The 24,505-nt window shown below is 70.9% G+C and carries 26 protein-coding genes; 13 read left to right on the top strand and 13 right to left on the bottom strand.

What is annotated here, in order from left to right; genetic code table 11:
• Nucleotides 1-6: 6 nt before the first annotated feature.
• From IEY36_RS23585 to IEY36_RS23575, 3 genes are all read right to left on the bottom strand, one after another.
• Complete coding sequence (locus IEY36_RS23585) at nucleotides 7-603, bottom strand: hypothetical protein (protein WP_188971499.1); 597 nt, start codon at nucleotides 601-603, stop codon at nucleotides 7-9.
• Nucleotides 604-748: 145 nt separating this feature from the next.
• Nucleotides 749-3,247 (bottom strand): ABC transporter permease, encoded by a 2,499-nt coding sequence (locus IEY36_RS23580; protein ID WP_188971497.1) that lies wholly within the window; start codon nucleotides 3,245-3,247, stop codon nucleotides 749-751.
• Between the two features lie 343 nt (nucleotides 3,248-3,590).
• A complete protein-coding gene (locus IEY36_RS23575) occupies nucleotides 3,591-4,319 on the bottom strand; it encodes an ABC transporter ATP-binding protein (RefSeq protein ID WP_188971495.1) in 729 nt (242 codons plus the stop codon).
• Between IEY36_RS23575 and IEY36_RS23570 the strand changes: the two genes are divergently transcribed.
• From IEY36_RS23570 to IEY36_RS23535, 8 genes are all read left to right on the top strand, one after another.
• Entirely contained in the window at nucleotides 4,318-4,998 is a 681-nt protein-coding gene (locus IEY36_RS23570) for an arylesterase (RefSeq protein WP_188971493.1), read from the top strand. The genes IEY36_RS23575 and IEY36_RS23570 overlap by 2 nt on opposite strands.
• A gap of 30 nt (nucleotides 4,999-5,028) precedes the next feature.
• Nucleotides 5,029-5,580, top strand: a complete 552-nt coding sequence (thpR, locus tag IEY36_RS23565; RefSeq protein ID WP_188971491.1) for an RNA 2',3'-cyclic phosphodiesterase — start codon at nucleotides 5,029-5,031, stop codon at nucleotides 5,578-5,580.
• Between the two features lie 224 nt (nucleotides 5,581-5,804).
• Nucleotides 5,805-6,185: a hypothetical protein gene (locus tag IEY36_RS23560; protein ID WP_188971489.1), complete on the top strand. Its 381-nt coding sequence runs from the start codon at nucleotides 5,805-5,807 to the stop codon at nucleotides 6,183-6,185.
• Nucleotides 6,186-6,251: 66 nt separating this feature from the next.
• The gene (locus tag IEY36_RS23555; protein WP_188971487.1) at nucleotides 6,252-6,389 is read left to right on the top strand and encodes a hypothetical protein; all 138 of its coding nucleotides are present in this window, start codon (nucleotides 6,252-6,254) and stop codon (nucleotides 6,387-6,389) included.
• A 20-nt stretch (nucleotides 6,390-6,409) separates the two neighbouring features.
• A complete protein-coding gene (locus IEY36_RS23550; protein WP_188971485.1) occupies nucleotides 6,410-6,886 on the top strand; it encodes a copper chaperone PCu(A)C in 477 nt (158 codons plus the stop codon).
• A 14-nt stretch (nucleotides 6,887-6,900) separates the two neighbouring features.
• A complete protein-coding gene (locus tag IEY36_RS23545; protein ID WP_188971483.1) occupies nucleotides 6,901-8,016 on the top strand; it encodes an ABC transporter substrate-binding protein in 1,116 nt (371 codons plus the stop codon).
• Nucleotides 8,004-9,053, top strand: coding sequence for a FecCD family ABC transporter permease (locus IEY36_RS23540; RefSeq protein ID WP_229681530.1), 1,050 nt, complete (start codon nucleotides 8,004-8,006; stop codon nucleotides 9,051-9,053). The genes IEY36_RS23545 and IEY36_RS23540 overlap by 13 nt, the downstream gene beginning before the upstream one ends.
• On the top strand, nucleotides 9,053-9,805 hold the full coding sequence (locus IEY36_RS23535; RefSeq protein WP_188971481.1) for an ABC transporter ATP-binding protein: 753 nt from the start codon (nucleotides 9,053-9,055) through the stop codon (nucleotides 9,803-9,805). The genes IEY36_RS23540 and IEY36_RS23535 overlap by 1 nt, the downstream gene beginning before the upstream one ends.
• Nucleotides 9,806-9,844: 39 nt before the next feature.
• On the opposite strand, the gene IEY36_RS23530 is transcribed toward IEY36_RS23535, so the two are convergent.
• From IEY36_RS23530 to IEY36_RS23520, 3 genes are read right to left on the bottom strand one after another with little or no spacing between them, the layout of a single operon-like run.
• Nucleotides 9,845-10,693 (bottom strand): MipA/OmpV family protein, encoded by an 849-nt coding sequence (locus tag IEY36_RS23530; protein WP_188971479.1) that lies wholly within the window; start codon nucleotides 10,691-10,693, stop codon nucleotides 9,845-9,847.
• The gene (locus tag IEY36_RS23525; protein WP_188971477.1) at nucleotides 10,690-11,337 is read right to left on the bottom strand and encodes a class I SAM-dependent methyltransferase; all 648 of its coding nucleotides are present in this window, start codon (nucleotides 11,335-11,337) and stop codon (nucleotides 10,690-10,692) included. Before IEY36_RS23525 ends, IEY36_RS23530 begins: the two co-directional genes overlap by 4 nt.
• Nucleotides 11,334-12,512: an enolase C-terminal domain-like protein gene (locus IEY36_RS23520; protein ID WP_188971475.1), complete on the bottom strand. Its 1,179-nt coding sequence runs from the start codon at nucleotides 12,510-12,512 to the stop codon at nucleotides 11,334-11,336. Before IEY36_RS23520 ends, IEY36_RS23525 begins: the two co-directional genes overlap by 4 nt.
• A gap of 106 nt (nucleotides 12,513-12,618) precedes the next feature.
• Between IEY36_RS23520 and IEY36_RS23515 the strand changes: the two genes are divergently transcribed.
• Nucleotides 12,619-13,023, top strand: coding sequence for a hypothetical protein (locus IEY36_RS23515; RefSeq protein WP_188971473.1), 405 nt, complete (start codon nucleotides 12,619-12,621; stop codon nucleotides 13,021-13,023).
• Between the two features lie 218 nt (nucleotides 13,024-13,241).
• Here the strand turns inward: IEY36_RS23515 and IEY36_RS23510 are convergent, their stop codons facing one another.
• The gene (locus IEY36_RS23510; RefSeq protein WP_188971471.1) at nucleotides 13,242-14,414 is read right to left on the bottom strand and encodes a CaiB/BaiF CoA transferase family protein; all 1,173 of its coding nucleotides are present in this window, start codon (nucleotides 14,412-14,414) and stop codon (nucleotides 13,242-13,244) included.
• 120 nt (nucleotides 14,415-14,534) lie between these two features.
• Here IEY36_RS23510 and IEY36_RS23505 point away from each other — a divergent pair, with 120 nt between their 5' ends.
• Nucleotides 14,535-15,317, top strand: coding sequence for an enoyl-CoA hydratase/isomerase family protein (locus IEY36_RS23505; protein WP_188971469.1), 783 nt, complete (start codon nucleotides 14,535-14,537; stop codon nucleotides 15,315-15,317).
• 260 nt (nucleotides 15,318-15,577) lie between these two features.
• On the opposite strand, the gene tsaD is transcribed toward IEY36_RS23505, so the two are convergent.
• Nucleotides 15,578-16,690 (bottom strand): tRNA (adenosine(37)-N6)-threonylcarbamoyltransferase complex transferase subunit TsaD, encoded by a 1,113-nt coding sequence (tsaD, locus tag IEY36_RS23500; protein ID WP_188971467.1) that lies wholly within the window; start codon nucleotides 16,688-16,690, stop codon nucleotides 15,578-15,580.
• A 255-nt stretch (nucleotides 16,691-16,945) separates the two neighbouring features.
• Between tsaD and hemC the strand changes: the two genes are divergently transcribed.
• Complete coding sequence (hemC, locus tag IEY36_RS23495) at nucleotides 16,946-17,932, top strand: hydroxymethylbilane synthase (RefSeq protein WP_188971465.1); 987 nt, start codon at nucleotides 16,946-16,948, stop codon at nucleotides 17,930-17,932.
• A gap of 294 nt (nucleotides 17,933-18,226) precedes the next feature.
• Here the strand turns inward: hemC and IEY36_RS23490 are convergent, their stop codons facing one another.
• The 5 genes from IEY36_RS23490 to IEY36_RS23470 all read right to left on the bottom strand — a co-directional run bounded on the left by IEY36_RS23490 (nucleotide 18,227) and on the right by IEY36_RS23470 (nucleotide 22,738).
• Nucleotides 18,227-18,775 (bottom strand): carboxymuconolactone decarboxylase family protein, encoded by a 549-nt coding sequence (locus tag IEY36_RS23490; protein ID WP_188971464.1) that lies wholly within the window; start codon nucleotides 18,773-18,775, stop codon nucleotides 18,227-18,229.
• Between the two features lie 31 nt (nucleotides 18,776-18,806).
• The gene (locus IEY36_RS23485; RefSeq protein WP_188971462.1) at nucleotides 18,807-19,508 is read right to left on the bottom strand and encodes a Crp/Fnr family transcriptional regulator; all 702 of its coding nucleotides are present in this window, start codon (nucleotides 19,506-19,508) and stop codon (nucleotides 18,807-18,809) included.
• Between the two features lie 247 nt (nucleotides 19,509-19,755).
• Nucleotides 19,756-19,974 (bottom strand): cation transporter, encoded by a 219-nt coding sequence (locus IEY36_RS23480; RefSeq protein ID WP_229681529.1) that lies wholly within the window; start codon nucleotides 19,972-19,974, stop codon nucleotides 19,756-19,758.
• Nucleotides 19,971-20,369, bottom strand: coding sequence for a Cu(I)-responsive transcriptional regulator (cueR, locus tag IEY36_RS23475; RefSeq protein ID WP_188971460.1), 399 nt, complete (start codon nucleotides 20,367-20,369; stop codon nucleotides 19,971-19,973). Before cueR ends, IEY36_RS23480 begins: the two co-directional genes overlap by 4 nt.
• Nucleotides 20,366-22,738 carry a heavy metal translocating P-type ATPase gene (locus tag IEY36_RS23470; RefSeq protein WP_194491548.1) on the bottom strand — a complete coding sequence of 791 codons (2,373 nt, stop codon included), beginning with the start codon at nucleotides 22,736-22,738 and terminating at the stop codon, nucleotides 20,366-20,368. The genes cueR and IEY36_RS23470 overlap by 4 nt, the downstream gene beginning before the upstream one ends.
• Before the next feature lie 88 nt (nucleotides 22,739-22,826).
• Between IEY36_RS23470 and IEY36_RS23465 the strand changes: the two genes are divergently transcribed.
• Together IEY36_RS23465 and IEY36_RS23460 are read left to right on the top strand one after the other, a co-directional pair.
• A complete protein-coding gene (locus IEY36_RS23465; RefSeq protein ID WP_188971458.1) occupies nucleotides 22,827-23,177 on the top strand; it encodes a hypothetical protein in 351 nt (116 codons plus the stop codon).
• A gap of 83 nt (nucleotides 23,178-23,260) precedes the next feature.
• Nucleotides 23,261-24,349 carry a S1C family serine protease gene (locus tag IEY36_RS23460; RefSeq protein WP_188971456.1) on the top strand — a complete coding sequence of 363 codons (1,089 nt, stop codon included), beginning with the start codon at nucleotides 23,261-23,263 and terminating at the stop codon, nucleotides 24,347-24,349.
• The last annotated feature ends 156 nt before the right edge of the window (nucleotides 24,350-24,505 follow it).

Here is a 24,505-nt window from a genome sequence, read left to right as displayed (position 1 = left end):
CGTCACTCAGCCCTCGGCCGGCTCGACCGAGAGGGCGACCGCCTCGGAGATCGCAACATTCACGCGTTGACCCGGGCGGATCGTGCGGATGAAGGCCTGCATCTCGGGCGAGCGGACCGGCAGAGTCCGGCGCACGCCGCGCGAGGAGGTGAAGGTCACCGTGTTCGCCGTGGTGTCGACCGCGTTGATGGTCACGGTGTCACGCACGGTGGTCACGACGGCGCCAGCCGGACGCTCGCCAGGGGCGGCGCGGGCGGCGCCGACATCCACCTCCGCCGGCAGGTTGGTGCCGCGCGGGGTCAGCTGCACCGCCACCGCTTCCTCGAAGCGCAGGCGGACACGGTTGCCACGGCGGATCTGCGCGAAGTTCTGAACCTCGGGGCCGGCGACGACAGTGACCGTCTCGTTGCTCGGGGTGCGGATCGCGATCTGCCGGGTGCGCGGGTTCACGCTGCGGACGACGCCGACAGCTTCCTTGGCGGTGGAGACGACGACCGGCGCCGGCGGCGTCACGGGCTGCGGCGGCGTGGTGGCGCAGGCGCCGAGCAGCGGCAGCAGAACGAACGCGGCCAGCTTCAGGCGCGAGCGGGTGGTGTACGACATGGCAGATCCTCGATGGAAATTCGGGGCCGGTTGAATTCGACCGGGGCGACCTTACAGGAAGGATTGCGCGCGTGGTAGGGATCGCCACCGGTCCATTCCGGCAATTTTGCGCGGTTTTCAGCCGATTCCGCCGGACCCTCCCTACCTACTCATTACGCAGCAGTGGTGCCGGCCGCACCCGCAGCGCCAGCGCCGTCCCGACATAGCCGAAGGCCAGCGTCAGCGCCGTGCAGGCGAGCACCGTCACGGCCAGCGTCCAGGGCAGGAATACCCAATCCGCCCCCATGACGAAGCGCACCACGCCCCAGGCCGCCGCGGTGCCAATGCCGGCCGCGATGACCCCGGCGGTCGCCCCCAGCAGCCCGAATTCGACCAGGAAGGCCCGGCGGATCTGCGCGCGCGTGGCACCGACGACCTTCAGCACCACCGCGTCGCGCACCCGCCGCCGCTGCCCGGCCGCCACCGCCCCGGCCAGCACCAGCGCCCCGGCGGCCAGCGTCAGGGAGGCGGTGGCGGTCAGCGCCGTGCCGATCTTCCCGAGCAACTCGGCCACCTGTTCCAGAGCATCGCGTACCCGGATGCCGGAGACATTGGGGAAGGCCTCGCTGATCGCGCGCAGCACCGCGCCTTCCTCCGCCGTGCCCGATCGCACCGTGGCGATGTGCGTGTGCGGCGCGGCCGACAGCAGCCCCGGCGAGGCGACCAGCACGAAGTTCAGCCCCAGCCCGCGCCATTCGATGTCGCGCAGATTGGCGATGCGCAGCGGAATGTCGCGGCCGAGCACGTTCACCGTGATGGTGTCACCGATCCCCACCCCCCAGCCGCGCGCCAGGGTCTGGTCGAAGGAGACCAGCGGCGGCCCGCTGTAGTCGGCCGGCCACCATGCGCCCCGGACGATCCGCGTGCCCTCCGGCGGCCTCGCCGCATAGGTCAGGCCACGATCCCCGCGCAGCGCCCAGGCGGTCTCCGGCGTGGTCTGCACCTGTTCGACCGGCACACCGTTCAGCGCGACGATCCGTGCGCGCATCGAGGGCACATGCTGGACCTCGCTGACGCTGGGCTGGGCGGCGGCGACGCGGTCGAACGCCGCCACCTGGTCGGACTGGATGTCGATGAAATAGAAATTCGGCGCCGCCGCCGGCAATTGGTCTCCGATCTGGCGGCGTAGATTGCCCTCGATCAGCGCCACCGCGGCGAGCGTGGTCAGCCCGATGCCGAGCGAGACGAGAATGAGCGGCGTCGGCGCCCCCGGCCGGTGCAGATTGGCCAGCCCCAGCCGCAGCGACGGCCGGCGCACCGTGCGGAAGCGCCGGGCGGCCGCCATCAGCGCCACGGCGCCGAGGCGGAAGACCACCAGCGTCGCCACCGCGCCGCCAACGAAATACGCGGCGAAGGCCCGGTTCTCGGCCGTGCCGATGATCAGCACCGCCAGCGCCAGCCCGGCGGCCACCGTGCCCGCCACCAGGGTGAGGCGCGGCCGCACCCCGGCCGGCTGCAGCGTGTCGCGGAACAGCGCCGCGCCGGGGATCTCCATCGCGCGCCCGAGCGGCCACAGCGCAAAGGCCAGCGCCGTCAGCAGCCCATAGAGCGAGGCCAGCCCCAGCACCGCCGGATAGAAGCCGAGCCGCGGCGGCACCGGCAGGGAATCGGCCAGGACCGTCGCCGCCACGGTGGTCAGCCCGAAGCCCGCCACCAGCCCGATGGCGATGCCGAGGACCGCCAGGGCGAGCACCTGCATCAGGTAGGTCACGAAAATCACCCGCGCCGAGGCACCGAGGCAGCGCAAGGTTGCGATGGTGCGCGCCCGCTGGTCGAGCCAGGCGCGTACTCCCGTCGCCACGCCGATGCCGCCCACCAGCAGGGCCGTCAGGCTGGCCAGCGTTAAAAAGAAGGCGGCGCGATCAACGAAGCGGTTGACCGAGGGCGCGGCCGCGTCGGCCGTGCGGATGCGCCAGCCATTCTGCGGGAAGGCGGCGCGCAGCGCCTCGGCGAAGGCGCGGCGGTCTGCCCCTTCCGGCAGGGCGAGGCGGTATTCGAAGGAGACCAGGCTGCCCGGCTGCAACAGCCCCGTCGTCGCCAGGTCCGCCATGCCGATCATCACGCGCGGCCCGAAGATCGCCGGGCGGGCGACCTTGTCGGGTTCCGTCGCGATGGTGCCGCGCAGGGTCAGGCGCGCCTCGCCGATGCGGATGACAGCCCCCGGCGCCAGGCCGAGCCGGTCGAGCACGACGCGTTCCACCGCCGCCTCGCCGGGCGCCAGTTGGCCCGGCGGGTCGAGCACCAACTCGCCGAACAACGGATAGGCGTCGTCCACCGCCTTGAGTTCGACGAGGGTGCGCTCACCGTCAGGGGCGACGGCCATCGCCCGCATGGTGGTGACGCGCGACAGCCGCGCCCGTTGCGTGGTGACCCAGTCGATCGCTTCCTGCGGCAGCGGTCCCTGCTGGGAGGCGATCTCGACCTCACCACCCAGGATGCGGGCCCCATCGGCGGCGATGCCGGCCTCGACACCCGCTCGCAGCGTACCGACGGCGGTGATGGCGGCGACGCCAAGCGCCAGGCAGGCGAGCACGATGCGCAGGCCCTTCACGCCACCGCGCAAGTCGCGGCGCGCGAAGCGGAGGGCGAGGGAGAGGGTGTTCATGACGCGGGAAGGCCCCGGAAGGTCGCCGGTGAGGGGCGCCACCCCATAGGCGCGATCCTTACGGTGGTCGTGGCCTCGGAGAGCGGCGCTGCCCCTCTCCGAACCTCACCCCGCCAAAGGCCTAAGGGCCTCTGGACACCTTGACCTTGGAGCGAGGTCCAGCGGTGTTGTCGACGTTGAGACGCCGCGCCGGACACCGGGCGCGGCGCCTGTCCCGCTTGCGGGAAGGCCCCCGCTCGCCCAACGCCCGGTATCGGTGTCCAAAGTCCACGGGCCTTTGGTGGGGAGAGGTCCGGAGAGGGGCAAAGGCCCTTTCCGGTCACCATTGCCGCCCAGGCGTGCATCACCGCACCCCGTCCGACACGATCCGCCCATCCTCGATCCTGACCTGCCGTTCGCAGCGTTCGGCGAGCAGCGTGTCGTGCGTGATCAGCAGCAGCGTGGTGCCGAACCGCTCGCGCAGCCCGAACAGCAGGTCCATCACCTGCCCGCCGGTGGCGCGGTCGAGGTTGCCGGTCGGCTCATCCGCCAGCAGCAGCTTCGGCTCGGCGACGAAGGCGCGCGCCAAGGCAACGCGCTGCTGCTCGCCGCCGGAAAGCTGGCCGGGGTAATGCGTCATCCGATGCCCAAGGCCGACCGAGCGCAGCGCGACCTCAGCCCGGTCAAAGGCGTCCGCTCGGCCGGCGAATTCGAGCGGCACGGCGACATTCTCGATCGCCGTCATGGTCGGCACCAGGTGGAAGGCCTGGAAGACGATGCCCACCGTCTCGCGCCGGAACACCGCCAGCGCGTCCTCATCCATGCGCGTCAGGTCGTGGCCGGCGACCGACAGCGTGCCGCCGGTCGGCCGGTCGAGCCCGGCCAGCAGCATCAGCAGCGAGGTCTTTCCCGACCCTGACGGGCCGACGATGCCCACCGCCTCCCCGCCGCCCACGGCGAGGTCGATGCCGTGCAGGATATTGATCTCGCCGGAGGGGGCCCTCACCTTGAAGTGCAGGTCGGTGGCGAGAATCAGCGACGCGCCGGCCTGGCGCCCCGGGGCGTTCGGGGTGGTGTTGAGAAGGGCATCCATGTCGTTCAGATTTCCGCGGCTTTCGAACCGATATGGGCGCCGGTCGGTCATCCGCAAACTTTCGGCCTGTTTCGGAGTGTTGCCGCTGCTGGCCGCCATGCCGGCCCGCGCTGCCGAGTCCCGGTTGTTGATGCTGGGCGATTCGATCACCGCGGCCTATGGGCTGGCGCGCGGGCAGGGGCTGCCGGCACAGCTCGAGGCCGCGCTGCGCGCCAAGGGGCACACGGTGCGTGTGATCGACGCGGGCGTGTCGGGCGACACCACGGCGGGCGGCCGCGCGCGGCTCGACTGGGCGCTCGCGGAGGCGCCCCAGGCGGTGATCGTCGCCCTCGGCGGCAATGACGGGCTGCGCGGCATCGAACCGCGCGCGACCGAGGCGAACCTCGCCGCCATCCTCGATGCGCTGGCCGCGCGCGGCCTGCCGGTGATGCTGGCGGGCATGTTGGCGCCGCCCAATCTCGGCGCCGATTACGGGCGGGAATTCGCCGGCACCTTCACGCGATTGTCGGAGGCACGTCCCGATGTCGTGTTCTATCCCTTCCTTCTGGAGGGCGTGGCGGGCAACCCGGCGTTGAACCAGCCGGACCGCATTCATCCGAATGAGGCTGGCGTCGCGGAACTGGTCCGTCGCATGCTTCCATCAGTCGAGTCGTTGCTGGGGCGGGTGCCCGCGGGCTGACCCGTTCCCCGGCCAGAATGGGGGCGAGAGATGCTGCGCCTGTTCGTTGCCCTGGGTCTGCCCGCCGAGTGCCGCGCCGACCTCTCCGCCTTGGCCGGCGGCATTCCCGGAGCGAAATGGATTCCGCCCGACAATTACCACCTGACGCTCCGCTTCATCGGCGCCATCGAGAACTGGCGCGCGCAGGAGGTCGATGACGCGCTCGCCGCCATCCGTGGCACGGCGTTCGAATTGTCGCTGCGCGGCGTCGGCACCTTCGAGAAGGCGGGGCGCATCCATTCGTTGTGGGTGGGCGCGGAACGCAACGATGCGCTGACGCATCTGCAGAACAAGGTGGAGACGGCATTGCAGCGCATCGGCCTCGCCCCCGAACGCAAGCGGTTCTCCCCGCATGTGTCGATCGCGCGGACCGACCGGGCGCCGCCCGAGAAGGTCATCGCCTATGTCCAGGCGCATAACCTGTTCCGCGCGGCACCGTTGCAGGTGGAGTACTTCACGCTGTTCTCCTCGCGGCTGGGCAAGGAGGCATCGGTCTATACGCCGGAGGTCGAATACGACCTGATGGCGCGCAAGGCGGCGTGAAGAGGGGCGGCCCGCGCGCCGCTTCACGCTAAGTCCTGGTTTGCCTCAAGCGCCGGCACCGGCATCCGCCGGCTTGGCTGGCGCGCCTCGCCCAGGCGCATGGGCGGCAATTGACGGCCTGGGCGCGGTCGCGCTGTGCGCTCGCGGCCCGATGCCGGTGCATCCGGCCAAGGAACGGGTTGGCGGGTCGCGCGCTTGCCCGCCGCGCCCGACCGCGTTACGCCTTGAGCGTGATCAACGTCTTTCGCCCCGTCGCGCGCCTGATCGCGCTCGTCCTGCTTCTGCAGGTCGTGTTGGCGCCGGCGCATTGCCTGGCGATGGTCACCACCCCCGCCGGCTTTGACACGGTGGTCTGCTCGCCCGACGGGGTGCGCACGCTGCATCTCGGGCCGGATGGCAAGGCGGTGCCGGCCCCCGAAACCTCGGGCGGCTTCTGCCCGGCCTGCCACGCCCTGCCACAAGCCTTCCTGCCGGTGGCGCCTGTCCTGGCCACCCCGGCCTGGGTCACCGTCGCCTTCAACTGGCACATCGCGCCGTCGCACGGGTTGAAGCAGGCCGCGCGCGCCCCGCCCTTCGCACCCAGGGCCCCACCCACCTTCGCCTGACGACACCCGCCCGCCGCGCCGCCGCGCGCGCGGATCTTTTTGTTCGTCCCGACGAAGGTCCTTTCCATGTCCAGGCTTCCCGCCGCCGCGCGTGCCCCCGCACGCGCCGCGCGTCGCGTCCCGCATCGCCGCGATGACGCCGCCACCATCCGCATTGCCCCGCCCCGGCCGCACAGCGTGTTCACCACGCCCGCCGCCCGGTGAACCGTCTCAAGGATACAGCCATGACCATCATCACCCGTCGCAGCCTCCTCGGCGCCACCCTCGCCATCATCGCCCTGCCTGTCGCGGCGCATGACTACACCGCCGGCGACATCACCATCGGCCATCCCTGGACGCGCGCCGCGGGCGCCCGTGGCACCGGCGCGGGCTTCCTGAAGCTGACCAACACCGGCACCCAGCCGGACCGGCTGCTCTCCGCCACATCGCCGGTCGCGCCCGTGGTCGAACTGCACAGCATGGTCCGCGACGGCGACGTGATGCGCATGCGCCCGGTGCAGGACATCACCATCGCACCCGGCCAGACGGTCGAACTGCGCCCGGGCGGATTCCACATCATGATGATCGGGCTGACCGCCGCGATGGATCAGGGCAGCCGCGTGCCATTGATCCTGCGCTTCGAACGCGCCGGCGAGGTCCGGGTGGAACTCGCCGTCGAGTCAGCCGGCGCGCGCGGCCCCGCTGCCCCCCACCATCACTGACGGGCGGCGCCGTTGTGACCCGACCCATCCTCGGCCGGCGGGCGCTGCTCGCCGCCGCGGCGCTGCTGCCGGCCGCCCCGGCGCTCGCCCAGACCCGCACCATCACCGATGCGCTGGGGCGCGAGGTGGTGGTCAAGCAGCGCCCGGAACGCGTGGTGACCTGCTTCAACTACGAGGAGTTCACCGCCATCGCCGGCCTCAATGGCTGGCAGCGCGTGGTCGGCATGAACCGCGTGGTGTGGGAGGGCTGGCGCCCGGCTATCTTCTCCCGCTATCGCGCGTTGATCCCGGCACTGGCGACGCTGCCCGATGTCGGCAACACCGACGAAGGCACCTTCGCCGCCGAGAAGGTGATCGGCCTGCGCCCCGACCTGGTGATGATGCCGGCCTGGACCTGGGCGGCGGCCGAGACGGCGCGCAACCAGATCGCCGCCGCCGGCATTCCCATCCTCGTCTTCGACTACAACGCGCAGACGCTGGAACGGCATCTGTCCTCGACGCGGGCGATCGGCGCCGCCATGGGCGAGACGGATCGCGCCGAACAACTCGCGCAACGCTACCAGCGCAACATCGAGGACATCCTCAACCGCTCGGCGCAGGCCGGCGGGCCGAAGCCGCGCGCCTACATCGAACTCGGCCAGGGCGGCGCCGCGGTGATCGGCAACAGCTATCCGCCGGTGACCATGTGGGGGCGCATCTTCGAGATGCTCGGCGCACAGAACATCGCCGCCGGCCGCATCCCCGGCAATTACGGGCCGATCCCGGCCGAGGCGGTGCTCGCCTCCGACCCGCAATTCGTCTTCATCGGCGCCTCGTCCTGGACCGGCCGGCCGAACGCCGTGCGCACCGGCTACGACGTGCCGCCGGAAGTGACGCGCGCCAGCCTCGGCCCGTACGCGCAACGCCCGGGCTGGGCCGGGCTCAGCGCCATCCGAGCCGGCGAACTGCACGCGATGGAACACGGCCTGTGCCGCACCCTGTTCGACGATACGGCGGCGCTCTATATGGCCCGCCGCTTCCACCCCGGCGCCTTCGCCGATGACGACCCGGTGGCGGTGCTGGCCGACTACCACGCGCGCTTCCTGCCGGTACCCTTCTCCGGCACCTGGATGCTGCCGTGGCGGACATAGACGCGACCTCGCCGGAAGCGATCTGGCATCGCCTCTCGGCACGGCGAGGCGCTGCGATCGCCACTGGCCTAGCCGTCCTGCTGGTCTGCGTCACGCTCGATACCGCGACGGGGCCGGCGATGCTCGCGCCTTCCGTTGTCGCGAGCGCGGTCATGCGCCTGGCGGAGGACCCGATGGTGGACGCCATCGTCTGGTCCATCCGCCTGCCGGTGGCGCTGATGGCGGTGGCCGTCGGCGCCGCGCTCGGCGCCACAGGCGCGGTGATGCAGACGGTGCTGAACAATCCGCTGGCCTCCTCCTACACCGTCGGCATCTCGGCGGGCGCGGGGTTCGGGGCGGCGCTGGTGATCGTGCTCGGCGCCGCGCTGCCGGTGCCCGAGGCCTTCGCCGTGCCGGTCTCGGCCTTCCTCTTCGCGGCACTCGCCTGTTCCTGCGTCTGGCTGCTCGGCGGGCCGCGCGGTGCGACGGCGGAGACGCTGGTGCTGGCCGGCATCGCGTTGATGTTCCTGTTCCAGGCGATGCTCGCGGCACTGCAATTCATCGCCTCGCCCGAGGCGCTGCAACAGGTGGTGTTCTGGCTGTTCGGCAGCCTGCAGCGCGCGACCTGGACCAAGCTCGCCGTGGTGGCCGGCATCCTGTTGGCGATGGCGCCGATGATCATGCGCGACGCCTGGTCGCTCACCGCGCTGCGGCTCGGCGAGGATCGCGCGGCCGCCCTCGGCATCGGGCTGCTCGGGCTGCGGCTGCGCGCGCTGGTGTTCGTGGCGCTGGCCACCGGCGCAGCGGTCGCCTTCGTCGGCACCATCGGTTTCGTCGGGCTGGTCGCGCCACATCTCGCCCGCATGCTGCTCGGCGAGGACCAGCGCTGGCTGCTGCCGGGCTCGGCGCTGGCCGGGGCGCTGCTGCTCTCGGCCGCCTCGGTGGCGAGCAAGACCATCATGCCCGGCGCGCTCATCCCGATCGGCATCGTCACCGCGCTGGTGGGCGTGCCGTTCTTCGCCTGGCTCGTGCTCAGCACGCGGCGGGTACTGTCGTGATGCGGCTCTCGTTGCGGGACCTGACCGTCCACTATGGCAAGCGGGTCGCCCTCGAAGGCGTGAAGTTCGATGCGCGCGGCGGCGAGGTCGTGGCGCTGATCGGGCCGAATGGCTCGGGCAAATCCACCCTGCTGCGCGCCATCGCCGGGCTGCAACGCCATGCCGGCGGCGTCGTCGTGCTGGAGGGCGCAACACGCGAGGCGATCGGCTTCATGCCGCAGGACACCGGCGCGCGCGCCGCGCTGACGGTGCTGGAGACGGTGTTGCTCGGCCGTCGCCGCGCGCTGGGCTGGCGCGTGCCCGGCGCCGAGTTGGCGCGCGCCGCCGAGGTGCTGCGCCAGCTTGGCATCGCCACCCTCGCCGGGCGCCTGCTCGGCGAACTCAGCGGCGGGCAGCGGCAACTGGTGTTCCTCGCGCAACTGCTCGCCGCCGAACCGCGCGTGCTGCTGCTGGACGAACCGACCAGCGCGCTCGACATCCGCCACACGCTGTCGCTGCTCGCTTTGGTGCGGGAACTGACGCGCGGGCGCGGCCTGGTGACCATCATCGCCATCCACGACCTCAACGCCGCGGCGCGCTTCGCCGACCGCGTCGCGCTGCTGTGCGAGGGCCGGCTTCTGGCCGAGGGCCGGCCGGATGGCGTGCTGACCGAAGCCACCATCGCCCGGGCCTATGGCGTGCATGCGCATGTCCATGCGGCGCCTGACGGGCACATCGCCATTTCCCCCAGCCACGCCCTGGGCGCGGCCTGACGCATCGGCCCTGCGCGCCAGGCCGTTCGCCCGCAGGCGTCAGTCGAAGGGCTGGCTCGACACGTCGACTCGCGCTTCCGACCGCCACAGCGAGAAGGCGAACCCCACCACCAGGGACCCGTTCCATTGGCTGCGGTACAGCGGGCTGTCGGCATTGGTGGCACCGGAGAAATTCTCGACCCGGCCGCCGGCGACGACCGACAGCCGCTCGGTGATGGGCAGCCGGTAGGAGACCGTCAGCCGCGCGCCGACATAGCCGGCCTGCGCGTGGTAGTCTGGGCGCCACGGCGTCGCGTATTCGGGGTCCACGCCGTAGAAATAGTCGCTGTACTGGTTGGTCCCGAACAGCACCCCGGCCGAGACGCGCAACCGCGCATAGGGCGCCAGGACATTCAGTCGCTCATAGGCGATGTCGGGCGCGAAGGTGAAGCCGCGGAAGGAGATCGACGACCAGTCGGTCGAGAACACCGCGCGCACTGGCGTGTCGACCACCAGCCGCGCCGGCGATGCTTCATTCTCCCCGCGCCATACCGTGAAGCGCAGATTGGGCCCGATCTCGCCCAGCCAGTCGAGGTCCGGCATGCCCTGCCGCACCGTCACATCCGAGGAGGCGGCGTGGAAGCCGCCCGAGGCGCTGACCGACAATTCGATGTCGTCGGCCAGGCTGGCCCGCGCGCGCAGGCCTGAATCATCGGAGCGCAGCACGTTGCCGCGATAGATCATGTAGGGAACGACCAGCCCGCGCGTCTGGTTCTGGCTGGAAGCCGGATAGGCCGGCACCGTGCCGCCACCGCCGGCGACGCCGACCTCGAAGACCGGCAATTGCTGCGCGCGCGCCGGCAGGGCGGCGAGGGCGCAGAACAACAAGGGGGCAATGATGCGGGTCATGATTGTTGCGCGAGCATGAGCACATTCGGCAGCGGCGTGCCAGCCCAGCAGGGCGTGACGGCCGCGCGGTAGCCGGCGCCTTCGACGATGGCGGCGAGCTCGCGCAGCGGCATCGGCGCGACCCTGCCGGCTCGACCGAGGTCGGCGCCAAGCCAGCGGCGCAGATGTTCGGCGACGACGCCGATCGTGCTGCGCCAGCCACGATCGGGGTCGGCCGTGCGGATGATGACGCGTGTCGGCGCGGTGGCGAGGATGCGCGCGAGAAGGTCGCGCTGCTCGGCCGGCGGCATCTGGTACAGCAGGTCGATCAGCAGGACCGTGTCGGCGGGTGGGATCGGCGCCGTGGCGAGATCGGCGACGGCGAAGCGTGCCGGCAGGCCCTCGGCCGCCGCCGCGGCGCGCGCGATCTTGGCGGCGTCGAGGTCAAAGCCGGTGATGCTCGCCGCCCGCCCCGCCAGCAGCAACGCGACCGCGAGCACGCCACGCCCGCAGCCGAGGTCGAGCACGTTACCGAGCGGCGGTAGCGCGAGCAGCGCTGGCAGCACCGGGTCCGCGCGCAGCTTGCCGCGCACGAAGCCCTGGGTGACGCGGCCGCGATGGCGCGCGGCGACCGCCTCGGCGAGGTCGCGCGCCGTGGCCGTCACAGATCCTTCAACACCGCCCAGAGATCGTTCTTCGCCTCGAAGCCGATACCCGGCACGTCGGGCATGCGGATGCGGCCATCGACCACCGGCGTGTCGGTGGCGAAGCCGCCGAAGGGCGCGAAGACCTCCGGGTAGGATTCGTTGCCGCCGAGGCCCAGCCCGACGGCGATGTTCAACGCGAACTGATGCCCGCCATGCGGCACGCAGCGCCGCGGTGACCAGCCGTGCTGCACCAGCATCTCGAGCGTGCGGAAATACTCCACCAGCCCGTAGGACAGCGCCGGGTCGAATTGCAGGATGTCGCGGTCCGAGCGCAGCCCGCCATGGCGGATCAGGTTGCGCGCATCGAGCATGGAGAACAGGTTCTCGCCGGTCGCCAGCGGCGGCGCGTAATGCTCGGCGAGCGTCGCATGTGTCGCGTAGTCCAGCGGGTCGAGCGGTTCCTCGTACCAGCGCAGCTTGTATGGCTCCAGCGCCGCGCCATAGGCCAGCGCCGCATGCAGCCCGAAGCGGCCATTCACATCGACGGCGAGGCGCGACCCGTCGCCATCGAGCAGCTTCACCACCGCCTCGATGCGCGCGACATCCTCACGCAGCGCGTCCTTGATCGGTGTGCCCGGCGCGCCGCCGATCTTCATCTTCACCGTGGTGTAGCCGAGGCCGAGGTAGCGCTTCATCTCCTCGACCAGCGCGTCCACGCCCTTGCCCGGGTAGTAATAACCACCCGCCGCATAAACCCAGGCCGCGTCATCGGCCTCGCCGCCGCGATGGCGGTCGGCGAGCAGGCGCCACAGCGGCTCGCCTTCCAGCTTCGCCGCCGCATCCCACAGCGCCATGTCGAGCACGCCGACCGCGACGGAGCGGTCGCCATGGCCGCCCGGCTTCTCGTTCTTCATCATCGCCGCCCAGGCGCCGGCGACGTTCAGGCTGCCATCGGCGGCGGTGAGCATCGCCTCCGTGCAGGCTTCCAGCCGCGGCACGAAGCGTTCGGCGAGCAACCCCGGCTGCGCATAGCGACCATTGGAATTGAAACCATAGCCGGTGGCGCGCTTGCCCGCGCCATCCTCGACCGTGACGGCGACGACGCTCGCCGTCATCTTGGAAAAGTCGATATAGGCGTTGGCGATGGCGCTGCTGATGGGCATCACGCCCTGGCGGATGGAGGCGATGCGCATGGACGGCTTCCTCGGGTCGTTCGGGGCAGGATTCCTAGCCGCGCATGGCCTTGTGCGCAAACGCCGCCCGGCCTAGCAACCAGCAGGATTCATTCCGGGTGCCGCCATGCCTGTGCCGCGTCGTCTGATCATCGGGATACTCGCCGCCGCGGCCGTCGTCGCGTTGGCCGTGCTGGTCGTGCTGTGGCGCGGCCGCGACAATGACCGCCGCATCGAGGCCGAACTCAGCGAGGCGGTGGATGCGCTGCGCCCCTTCCCGCGCCGCATCGACGAAGCGACCGAGATCCTCGAAGCCCGCGCCGAAGGGCGGCGCATGATCTACGTCTATCGCGTCACGCGGGACGCACCGCTCGACATCGAGCAGCAAGGCCTCCGGCTGCGGCGGATCGTCTGCGGCAGCGAGGCGATGCGGCGCTCGATCGGGCAGGGGGTGACCTTCATCTACGAATATCGCGGGCCCGGCGACGCGCAGCCGGTGCTGGGGCGGGTCGAGGTTGGCGCGTGCGAATGATGGCGGATGGAGAGGGGCGCTTCCCCTCTCCAAGTCTCACCCCGCCAAATGACGTGTCATTTGGCATGCCATGTTCTGGCATGGGGCAGTCATCACTTGCTGCCTCCGCGAGCGCGCGCCGTCGCGGATCTTGGCACCAGATATCCGTGTCCAGAGGCCCTTAGGCCTTTGGCGGAGTGAGGTCCGGAGAGGGGCAGAGCCCCTCGCCGTTTCGGCCCTCACACTGCCTTCGCCACCTTCAACGCCGCGATCTCCTCCGCGCTGAACCCGAATTCCGCCAGCACCGCGTCGGTATGCTCGCCGCGTTCCGGCGTCGGGTTCTTTGCGCACTCCACGCCGCCGATCTGCATCGGTGCGCGCACCACGTTCAACGCGCCGAGCCGCGCATGCTGCAGCGTCATCTCGATGCCGAGGTGCTTCACCTGCTCATCGGCGAAGACCTGGTCCATCGAATAGATCGGCCCGCAGGGCACGCCTTCCTTGTTGAACTTCGCGACCCAGTTGGCGGAGGTGTCGGTCAGCGTCACCTTCTCCAGCAGCGCATTCACCTTCGCGCGGTTCTTGCTGCGCAGGGCGTCGGTGGCGATGTCCGGGTCCTTCGCCTCTTCCGCGATGCCGAGCACCTTGACGATGCGTTCCCACATCACCTGCCCGCCGCCGGCGATGTTCATCACGCCATCGGACGTCTTGAACAACCCGGTTGGGATGGTGGTCGGGTGGTCGTTGCCAGCCTGCTTCGGCACCTCGTGCTTCATGGTCCAGCGCGTCGCCTGGAAATCCATCATCGCGATCATCGCTTCGAGCAGCGACACATGCACCCAGCGTCCCTTGCCCGTGACCTCGCGCTCCAGCAACGCCACCATGATGCCGAGCGCGCAATACAGCCCCGCCGTCAGGTCGGCGACCGGAATGCCGGCGCGCACGGGGCCCTGCCCCGGCAGGCCGGTGACCGACATCAGCCCACCCATCCCCTGCGCGATCTGGTCGAAGCCCGGCCGCTTCGCATAAGGCCCGTCCTGCCCGAAGCCGGAAATCGAGCCCAGCACGATGCGCGGATTGATCGCCGCCAGCGCGTCGAAATCGATGCCGAGGCGCGTCTTCACATCGGGGCGGAAATTCTCCACCACGACATCGGCCTTCGCCACCATCCGCTTGAAGACCGCGAGGCCCTCCGGTGATTTCAGGTTCAGCGTCATCGCCCGCTTGTTGCGATGGACGTGCTGGAAATCCGGCCCGTCGCGCTCGCCGCCCAACCCCTTGCCGGTATCGACCTCGTCCGTCGCCTCGATCTTGATGACGTTCGCCCCCCAATCGGCAAGCTGGCGCACGCAGGTCGGGCCGGACCGCACGCGGGTCAGGTCAAGCACGGTGAAACGGGACAACGGCATCATGGGCAAGGTCCTCCTGGCGCCGTTGTGTTCGCACCGGCGGGCCGGCTCGGCAAGACACCGGCTTGACGCCCCGGCCCGGCACGCTACGCCTTGGGGGAAACCCACCGGGGACGGAACACCATGAGCGACGACATTCTGCACGAGGTCCGCGAGGGCGGCATCGCCTGGACCACCTTCAATCGGCCGCAGGCGCGCAACGCCATGCTGTTCCCGATGTACCAGCGCCTCCAGGAGCTGGCCGCCGAGATCAGCGACGATCCCGCCATCCGCGTCTGGGTGCTGACCGGCGCCGGGGGCAAGGCCTTCGCCTCGGGCACCGACATCTCCCAGTTCCGCGAGTTCAAGACCGCCGAGGACGCGCTCGGCTACGAGGCGCGGATCGACAAGGTCCTCGGCGCGCTCGAGAATTGCAACAAGCCGATCATCGCGGCGATCCCCGGCGCCTGCACCGGCGGCGGCCTCGGCATCGCCGGCTGCTGCGACATCCGCATCTGCGATACCGCCGCGCGCTTCGGCCTGCCGATCGCGAAGACGCTCGGCAACATCCTCAACATGAACAACTTCGCGCGCTTCTACGCGCTGGTCGGCCCGGCGGCGATCGCCGAGATGATCATGACCTCGCGGCTGTTCTCCTCCGCCGAGGCGAAGCATATCGGCCTGGTCTCGGAAGTGCTGGACACGCCCGACGCCGTCGCCGCCCGCGCGATGGAACTGGCGACGACGATGTCCACCCTCGCACCGCTGACGCTGAAGGCGACCAAGATCGCGCTGCGCCGCCTGCGCCACGCGACCAGCGAGGTCGAGGGCGACGACCTGGTGACGATGTGCTTCACCAGCGCCGACTTCCAGGAAGGCGTGGATGCGTTCCTGAACAAGCGGGCGCCGAACTTCCAGGGGAAGTGAAGGCGGCGGGTTTCCTCCGCGCTGAGGGCGGGACCGGAGAGGGCTTTGCCCCCTCCGGGCCTCCCCCACCAAAGGCCTAAGGGCCTTTGGAAACCTCCTTTTAGCGTTGGGCAGAGGGATGGTTTCCTGGTGGTGGAAGGCGCGTCGCGCCCAGGACCCGGCATCGTTCCGGGCATCATGCCCAGCCGACCGCCCTCCGCGCCTGGTACCACGTTGAGGTGTCCAAAGGCCCTTAGGCCGATGGGCTCCCATTGGCGTTGCTACGCAACGTCAATGGGTACCCGTGGCGGGGTGAGGTCCGGAGAGGGGCAGAGCCGCTCTCCGCGCAACTCAGCCAACGGCCAGCGCGGCCGCGGATTATGGTCCATCGGATCCGTCAGCCCCGCGCGCAGCCGCTCGATCCCCGCCCAGGCCACCATCACCGCATTGTCGGTGCACAGCCGCAGCGGCGGCGCCAGCATCGGCACCCCCACGCTCGCCGCCGCGCCGGCCAGCGCCGCCCGTACCGCGCCATTCGCCGCCACGCCGCCGGCGACCACCACCGCCGTGGCGTCCGGCACCATCAGCAGCGCATGCTGCGCCCGGTCCGCCAGCACCGCCGCCACCGAGGCCTGGAACGACGCCGCCACATCAGCATGCCGCGCACCCTGCGTCAGCGCCCGCGCCACGGCCGTCTTCAAGCCGCTGAACGAGAAATCGCACCCCGGCCGGCCATACAGCGGCCGCGGCAACGGCACCGCCTTCGCATTGCCGCCCACCGCGAGCCGTTCCAGATGCGGCCCGCCGGGCCAGGGCAGCCCCATCAGCTTGGCCGCCTTGTCGAAGGCCTCGCCCACCGCGTCGTCCAGCGTGGTGCCGAGCCGGCGATACCGCCCCAACCCCTCCACCGCCACGCATTGGCAATGCCCGCCCGAGACCAGCAGCAGCAGGTACGGGAATGCTGGCGCCCCTTCCGGCAACAGCCCCGGCAACCGTGCCGTCAGCGCATGCGCCTCAAGCTGGTTCACCGCCACGAAGGGCAGCCCCCGCGCGATCGCCACCCCCTTGCCGAAGGAAGCGCCGACGATCAGCCCGCCGATCAGCCCGGGGCCGGAGGTCGCCGCCACCGCGCCGAGGTCGCCATAGCCCAGCCCCGCCCGCTCCAGCACCGCCGCCGCCAACCCCGGCATGGCGGCCAGATGCGCCCGCGCGGCGATCTCCGGCACCACCCCGCCGAAGATGGCATGCTCTTTCTCCTGGCTCAGCACCGCCTCGGCCAGGATGGTGCCGTCGGGGGCGAGCACCGCGGCGGCGGTCTCGTCGCAGCTGCTCTCCAGCCCCAGCACGGGGCCACCGAGGGGGGCAGGCGTCGTGATGCCATGGTCCGCATTCATGGGCGGGGTTCTTAGAGCAGATCCCGGCCGGGTGAAATCACCTGATCGGCTGAAGATGCCCGCAAAAACAATAAGCTAGGGCAGGGACCGTGACGCGGAGCGAACGGGTTCCGCCGCGGGGCGCACCGCCGGGGCCGTCACCGCCGCCGCTGTCACTCGCCGGGCATCGGCCACCCCGTCACCGACTGCGGAATCCGTCACGGCGGGCCGGCCTTGCCGTTTCCGGCGGCGTCGAAAACGCCTAATGACACACCCATGGCCCTTGCCCATCCCGTCGCCGTGTCCAAGCACCGGCAGCCCCTGCCGCTGCGCGTCGGCACCCGCGCCTCGCCGCTCGCCTTGTGGCAGACGCGGGATTTCCTTGACCGCGTCACCCATTTCTGCCCGGTGCTGCGTGACGCCAAGGCCTTCGAGGAACACGCGATCAGCACCTCGGGCGACCAGATCCAGGACCGCAAGCTGGCCGATATCGGCGGCAAGGGCCTCTTCGCCAAGGAAATCCACGAGGCCCTGCTTGATGGCCGCGTCGATTTCGCGGTGCATTCGCTCAAGGACCTCGAAACCGAGATGCCCCCCGGCATCGTCCTCGCCTGCACCCTGAAGCGGGAGGATGCGCGCGACTGCCTGCTGCCCGGCCCGGCCCTGCCGGCCTGCGACCCGGCCGACCCGCTCGCCGCCCTGCCGCCCGGCGCGGTGATCGGCACCTCCTCGGTCCGCCGCCAGTCGCAACTGCTGCATCTGCGCCCGGACCTGCGGCTGGTGATGTTCCGCGGCAATGTCGCGACGCGCATGCGCAAGCTGGCCGAAGGCGAAGCGGCGGCGACCCTGCTCGCCTTGGCCGGCCTGCGCCGCCTCGGCCTTGAACCGGCCGGCAGCGTCGCCCTCGACCCCGAGCTGATGGTGCCGGCCGCCGGCCAGGGCATCGTCGGTGTCACCGTCCGCGCCGACAATACCGAGCTGCACGAACTTCTCGCGGCCATCGAGGATCCCGAGGCGCGCGCCGTCTCCGCCGCCGAACGCGCCCTGCTGGCGGCGCTGGACGGGTCGTGCCGGACGCCGATCGGCGGGCATGCGCGGTTGCTGCCGGATGGGCGGCTGCGGCTGACCGGCCTCGTCGCCCGGACGGACGGGTCCTTCCTGCTGAAACGGTCCGAGGAAGCCTCGGCCAAGGATGCGGTGCGGCTTGGGGCGGAACTCGGCTCGGCGCTGCGGCGGGACAGCCCGGCGGATCTGTTCGCGTAGGGCCGGGCGGGGCTCGGCCGCATCGGCGCCGCGCGTCTCAGCCGACCTTTCGCGGTTCGCTCGACCATGCCGGGCCGTGCCGGTGAGGCCTACCGGTGGCGGCCGGGGCGCGCGCAAGCCATGAGCACGGCGGCAGCAGCGACGGTTGTCAGGCCAAAAGGGGTTCGTGCTGGATTTCAGTCGTCGTTCCCGATATGTTCTTATCGCCGGCGGCCGCACTACGCCGCGCACCCAGACGACGCCGCGGCGACTTAAAATCCTAAAATCCTAAAACCCTAAAGTAACAGCCGCCGCTCAGGCCGGCAGCGGGTACTTGTCCAGATAGGGCTGGTATTCCGGCTCCACACGGATATCGAGCGAGGCCAGCACCCGCACCACGGCGCAGTAGAAGGCGATCACCATCACCAGGTCGACCAGGCGCTCATGGTCGAAATGCGCCCGCAGCGCCTCGAAGGTCGGCTCGCTCACACCCGGCCCGGCATAGGCCTCGCGCGCCGCCAGCAACACCAGCTTCGCCACCGGCTCCAGCGCAGTGTCCAGGCCGGCGCTTTCGGCGATCAGGGCGCGGATGTCGTCGTCGGTGACGCCGAACTCCATGCCGATCTTCACGTGATGCGACCATTCATAGGCCGAGCGCGCGAGCCACCCCACCTGCAGGATCGCCATCTCGCGCAGCCGCGAATCGAGCACCGATTTGAAGCGGATGAACTGCCCGAGCCCCGAGAAGGCGCGCGCCGCATTCGGGCTGTTGGTCAGCGCGCGATGCAGCGCGATGTTGCGCTTCAACAGGTCCCGATCCGCTTCCTTCAGCGTATCGACGGTCATGTCCGGTACGCGCGCCATGGTGTTTCCCCCGGGTGTTGTCCGGGGCAGGCTACACGCGCCGCGCGCCTTGCGAAGCCCCCGCCCGCGGCAGGCTGACGCGCAGCAGCGCCGCGCGGTCCGTCACGTCGACGCGCCGCCCCTGCAGCCGCAGCAGCCCCGCCGCCTCCAGCCCATGCAGCGCGCGCGACAGGCTTTCGGGCGTCATGCCCAACCGTGCCGCGATGGCGCCGCGCGGTTCCGGGATATCGACCGCGCCGCGCTGCGCCGGCAGCCGGTGCAGCAGGAAACGCGCGGCGCGCTGCGTGGCGTCACGCGTCTTGAGGTCCACCACCTGGTCCATCATCAGCCGCCACTGCCGCGCCATCTGTTCCATCGCCGCACGCATCAGCCCGGCATCGAGGGCGGCGGCGGCGCGGAATTCCTCGGCCGACAGGGCGAGCAGCCGGCATGGCGCGAGCGCGACGGCGGACACCGCATGCGGCACCTGCAGCAGCACCGGGGCGATCGACAGCGCATCACCGGCGGCGATGATCTCGACCATCGTCGCGGTGCCGCCATCCTCGGCATTGCTCAACCCGACCGAGCCCTGCAGCAGCACCAACAGGCGGTCGGCCGGCGTATCCTGCGCCAGGATCGTGGTGCCGCGCGGCACGGTCAGCACCGAGGCATGCGCCAGCAATGCCGCGCGCGTCTCGGGGCTCGCCGCGGCCAGCAATGGGCCGGTCAGCCTCACGCCGGTGGTCGCGCGCATCGCCAACATCCTGGAGCGTCCCGCATGGCAATGATGATCGCAGCGGCGGCCGATGCCGGGATTGATTCAGATCAACGGAGCTGGAGAGACCGTCATTGCCCTCAACTGCAGGAGACTTCGTGCTGCCCTCAAACCCCAGAGCGCGGCGCATCCGTGCGGCTCGACTGCGCACGGGAATGGCGCAGCGGAGACAACGGGTGGCCGCACGCGGTTGCGCTGTGCGCTCGCGGCCCGCGCCTTGGTCCAGTCAGGCCTTCACACCGTAGCCTTCCTCTTCCACCGCCATCGAGACGATGTGGCGCGGCAGGATCGTCTCGGCCTTCACCGTGCCGTCGGCGAGATCCACCACGACCTTCGCTGTCGGGTCCTTCGCCTGGATCGCGGCGGTCACCGCCTTCACGCAATGGCCGCAGGTCATGCCCGTGACGTTCAGGGTGATGATCGGGCCTTCTGGTGTTGTCGTCATCGTCCTAATTCCTTCCGTGCGAGGTCTTCGAGTATCGGGCAATCGGGCCGGTCATCGCCGTGGCAATGATCGGCGAGGTGCCGCAGGCTGGCCGCCATGCTGCGCAGCGAGTCTGCCTTGGTCTCCAGCGCGGCGACATGCGCCAACGCAAGCTGCTTCACTTCCGCGCTGGCGCGGCCACGGTCTCGCCACAGCGCCAGCAGCCTGCGCACATCCTCGAGCGGGAAGCCGAGGTCCCGGGCATGGCGGATGAAGCGCAGCACGGCGATGTCGCGGTCGCCATAGACGCGGTAGCCATTGTTGCTGCGCGCGGCGGCGAGCAGGCCGATCGCCTCATAATGCCGCACCATCTTCGCCGACACGCCCGAGCGGGCGGAAGCCTGCCCGATATTCACGACGCATCCTCCGCGGGCCGCCACCGCGCCAGCAGCAGCGCGCTGGTCAGCACGCTGACCGAGGACGCCGCCATCGCCGCTCCCGCCACCACCGGCGACAGCATCCCGAAGGCCGCCAGCGGCAGCCCGATCAGATTGTAGCCAAAGGCCCAGATCAGGTTCTGCCGGATCTTGGCCCGCGTGCGCCGGGCAACATCGAGCGCGGCCGGCACCAGCGCCGGGTCGCCGCGCAGCAGCGTGATGCCGGCGGCGGCGATTGCCACATCCGTCCCGGTGCCCATGGCGATGCCGAGGTCGGCCTGCGCCAGCGCCGGCGCGTCATTCACGCCATCGCCGATCATGGCGACAAGCTGGCCTTCCTTCTGCCAGGCCTCGACCCGCGTCGCTTTGCCCTCCGGCAGCACGCTGGCCGCGACCTCATCGAGACCCAGCCGCCGCGCCACCGCCTCGGCGGCTTCGGGTATGTCGCCCGACAGCATCGCCGCGCGTACGCCCATCGCCCGCAGCCCGGCGATGGCGGCGGCCGCGCCGGGCTTCTCCGCATCCTCGAAGGTCAGCAGCGCCAGCGCGCGTCCGCCCTGGATCAGCCAGGCCAAGCTGCGCCCCTGCGCGGCCTCGGCCGTCGCCGTCTCGGCCAGCGCGCCGGCCTCAGCCCCACGTTCGGCCAGCAGGCGCGGGCTGCCCAGAGCGACGTGCCGCCCCTCCACCACGCCTTCGACGCCCCGGCCTGGCAGGGCGCGGAATTCGGCGGCGGCGGTGACCGGGCCGCTTGCCGCCAACACGGCGCGGGCCAGCGGATGCTCGCTGCCGGCCTGCAGGGCGGCGGCAAGACGCAGCGCATCCGCCTCCGCCACCCCCGGCGCGGCATACAGCGCGGCGAGGCGCGGCTTGCCCTCCGTCAGCGTGCCGGTCTTGTCGAAGGCGACCAGCGTGATCTCGCGTGCACGTTCGATCGCCTCGACGTCGCGCAGCAGGATGCCGGCGCGCGCCGCCGCCCCGGTGCCCGCCATGATCGCCGCCGGGGTCGCTAGCCCCAGCGCACAGGGGCAGGCGATCACCAGCACCGAGACCGCCGTGATCACCGCCGTTTCGACCCCCGCGCCCGCCAGCAGCCAGCCCAGCAGCGTCAGCGCCGCGATGCCGAGCACCACCGGCACGAAGATCGCGCTCACACGGTCCACCAGCTTCTGCACCGGCGCGCGGGAGGCCTGGGCGGCGGCGACCATCGCCGCGACACGGGCGAGCACGGTCTCGCCCCCCACGGCGCGGACCTCGACGACCAAGCGCCCGTCCAGCGCTACCGTGCCGGTCGCGACAGAGGCGCCGGGCTCCTTCTCGACCGGGCGGCTCTCGCCGGTCAGCGCGCTTTCATCGACGCCGGCGCGGCCCTCGCGCACCTCGCCATCGGCGGGGATTCGCTCGCCCGGCCGGACGACCACCTGGTCGCCGACGGCCAGCGCGGCGGCGGGGACCTCGACCTCCTGCCCATCCTCGATCCGTCGTGCCATGCGGGGGGCGAGGTTCAACAACGCGCGGATCGCCGCCCCGGTCGCGCGCCGCGCCCGGGCTTCCAGCCATTTGCCGAGCAGGATGAAGAAGACGACCACCGCAGCGGCCTCGAAATACAACACATGCGCATGGGCCGGTCCGTGGCGCAGCAGCAGGTAGGCCGACAGCGCCCAGGCCGCCCCGGTGCCCAGCGCCACCAGCTGGTCCATGTTGCCGCTGCGCGCCCGCAGCGCCGACCAGCCGGCCCGCCAGAACCGCGCGCCGAGGCCGAATGTCACCGGCGTCGCCAGGGCGAGCTGCCACCAGGCGCCCGGCATCCAGTCCCGCCCGAAGGCCATGCCGACCATGCCCAGCAGGAAAGGCGCTGTGAGCACGGCGGCGATCAGCAGGTCGCGTGCCTCGCGCGTCGCGCCGGGGTCGGCGGCCGTGGCTTCCTCGGAACCGAGCAGCCGGTAGCCGGCGCGCGCCACTGCGGCACCCAGCGCGGCCTCCTCGGTCCCCGCCACCACGCGCAGATGCGCGCGTTCGGTAGCCAGGTTTACCGAAGCTTCGAGCACCCCCGGCACGGCCGCCAGCGCGCGCTCCACCCGCCCGGCGCAGGAGGCGCAGGTCATGCCGCCGATCGACAGGTCGAACACCGTCTCCGGCACCTGGTAGCCGGCCTTGGCGACGGCGGCACTCAGCGCCGCGCGGTCGGCCGTGCCATTCACCTCTGCCTGGCCGGAGGCGGGGTTCACCTCCGCCTCGACGACGCCGGGCACGGCGAGCAGGGCGCGCCGTACCCGCCCAGCACAGGCGGCGCAGGTCATGCCCTCGACGGGCAGGAAGATGGACGACCGGGACAGTGGCGCTTCAGGCATGGTTTCACCTCACGCCAGGGAAGGTGGGCATTACCACAATGGGAAGGTCAAGCCGTGGCCGATTGAATCCCTCGCGAGGCGGCACGACATGGCTGGCCTGATGATACGTCCCGGATGTTGCCTACTCACCCTGGTTGCCCTGGCCACGCCGGCCCTGGCGCAACAGGACCCCTTCCGCGTGGTCAATGGCGCCAGGCTGCCGGCGATCGCCCTGCATGTGGTACCCAGTGGCCATGAAGGCTGGGGCCCGAACCAATTGACGCGGGGGCCATTGCAACCCGGCGCCACGCTGTCGATGCACCCGCCGGGAAGCGCCGGTTGCCGCTTCGACCTTCGGTTACAGTTGCAGGATGGGCAGGAGGCGGTTCGCCGCGACGCCGATATCTGCAAGGACCGTACCGTCGTTCTCGGCGCCATCGACGCGCCGCCGCGTCCATGAGACCGACCGGCGGCAACCCGATTTCGTGCCGGGCAGAAGCCGCGATTGACGCGGACCCACCCATCGCCGTCATCTAGGACCCGATGAAATCGTTCCGCCTTCTGCCGCTTCTCGCGGCCGCGATGCTCGCCATGGCCGCGCCGCGCGCGCAGGCGCAGAGCGAGCCCTTCCGCATCATCAACCGCACGCCCCTGGTCGCCACCTCGCTGAATGCGGTGCGCAGCGGTCGCGAGGGGTGGGGGGGCAACCTGCTCAACCGCGGGCCTCTCGGCCCTGGCGCGCAATTCTCGCTGCGCCCCGCCGAGGGGACCGGCTGCCGGTTCGACCTGCGCATGGTGCTGCAGGATGGGCAGGAGGTGGTGCGCCGCAACGCCGATATATGCGCCGAGCGCACCGTGATGATGACGCTGCCGCCGGTCGCGCTCGCGCCGCGCGGTGCGCCGGGCGCGGTGCCCGAGGGCAAGCCCGCCCCCGAAGGCGCCCCGACCCCGGCGCCGACCGGCCCCGCCACGCCGCCGGGCGCGCGGCCCAACGCGCGGGCCAGCGCTTCCTCCGGCACCGGTTTCGTCGTCGCGGTCGACCGGGTGATGACCAATCACCACGTCATCGAGGCCTGCTCGCGCATTTTCGTCCGCACCGCCGACAATCGCACCCTGCCGGTGACGCAGGCGCCGCTGGCGGACCCGCGGCGCGACCTGGCGCTGCTGCGGGTGGCGGGCAATCCCGGGCCGGTGCTTGCCTTCCGCGCCAACCCCGTGCGGCGGGGGGAAAGCGTGGTGACCTATGGATTCCCGTTGGCCGGGTTGTTGTCTTCCGGGCCGACGCTGACCACCGGGGAGGTGAGCGCGCTGGCCGGCCTGGCCGACAACCAGCGGCAATTCCAGATCAGCGCGCCGGTGCAGCAGGGCAATTCCGGCGGGCCGCTGCTCGACCGGCAGGGCAATGTGGCCGGGGTAATCGTGTCGAAACTAAACGCGGCGCGCGTCGCGCAACGCACCGGCGACATCCCGCAGAACGTGAACTTCGCGGTGAAGGGGACCGAGGCGGTCGCCTTCCTCCGCCAGCACGGCGTGACGCCGGTGATGCGCGAAAGCACGGGGGCGGAACGCAACGCGGCGGAGATCGGCGAGGAGGTGCATCCCTCGACGGTGTTCATCCGGTGCGAGCGGTAGGGAAGTGAAGGTTGGAGGGGCGTTGCTCCATAGGTGCGAAGGTTGGAACCGGAGAGGGGCTTTGCCCCCTCTCCGGACCTCACCCCACCAAAGGCTTAAGGCCTTTGGAAACCTAACACCTGGCGTTGGGCAGGGGTGGGGCTTCTCGGGGTTAGA

It is taken from the genome of Neoroseomonas lacus (assembly GCF_014644535.1).
GTDB lineage: Bacteria > Pseudomonadota > Alphaproteobacteria > Acetobacterales > Acetobacteraceae > Neoroseomonas > Neoroseomonas lacus.
Note: the sequence above shows the minus strand (reverse complement) of the source record. Positions and strands in the feature narration are given on the sequence as shown.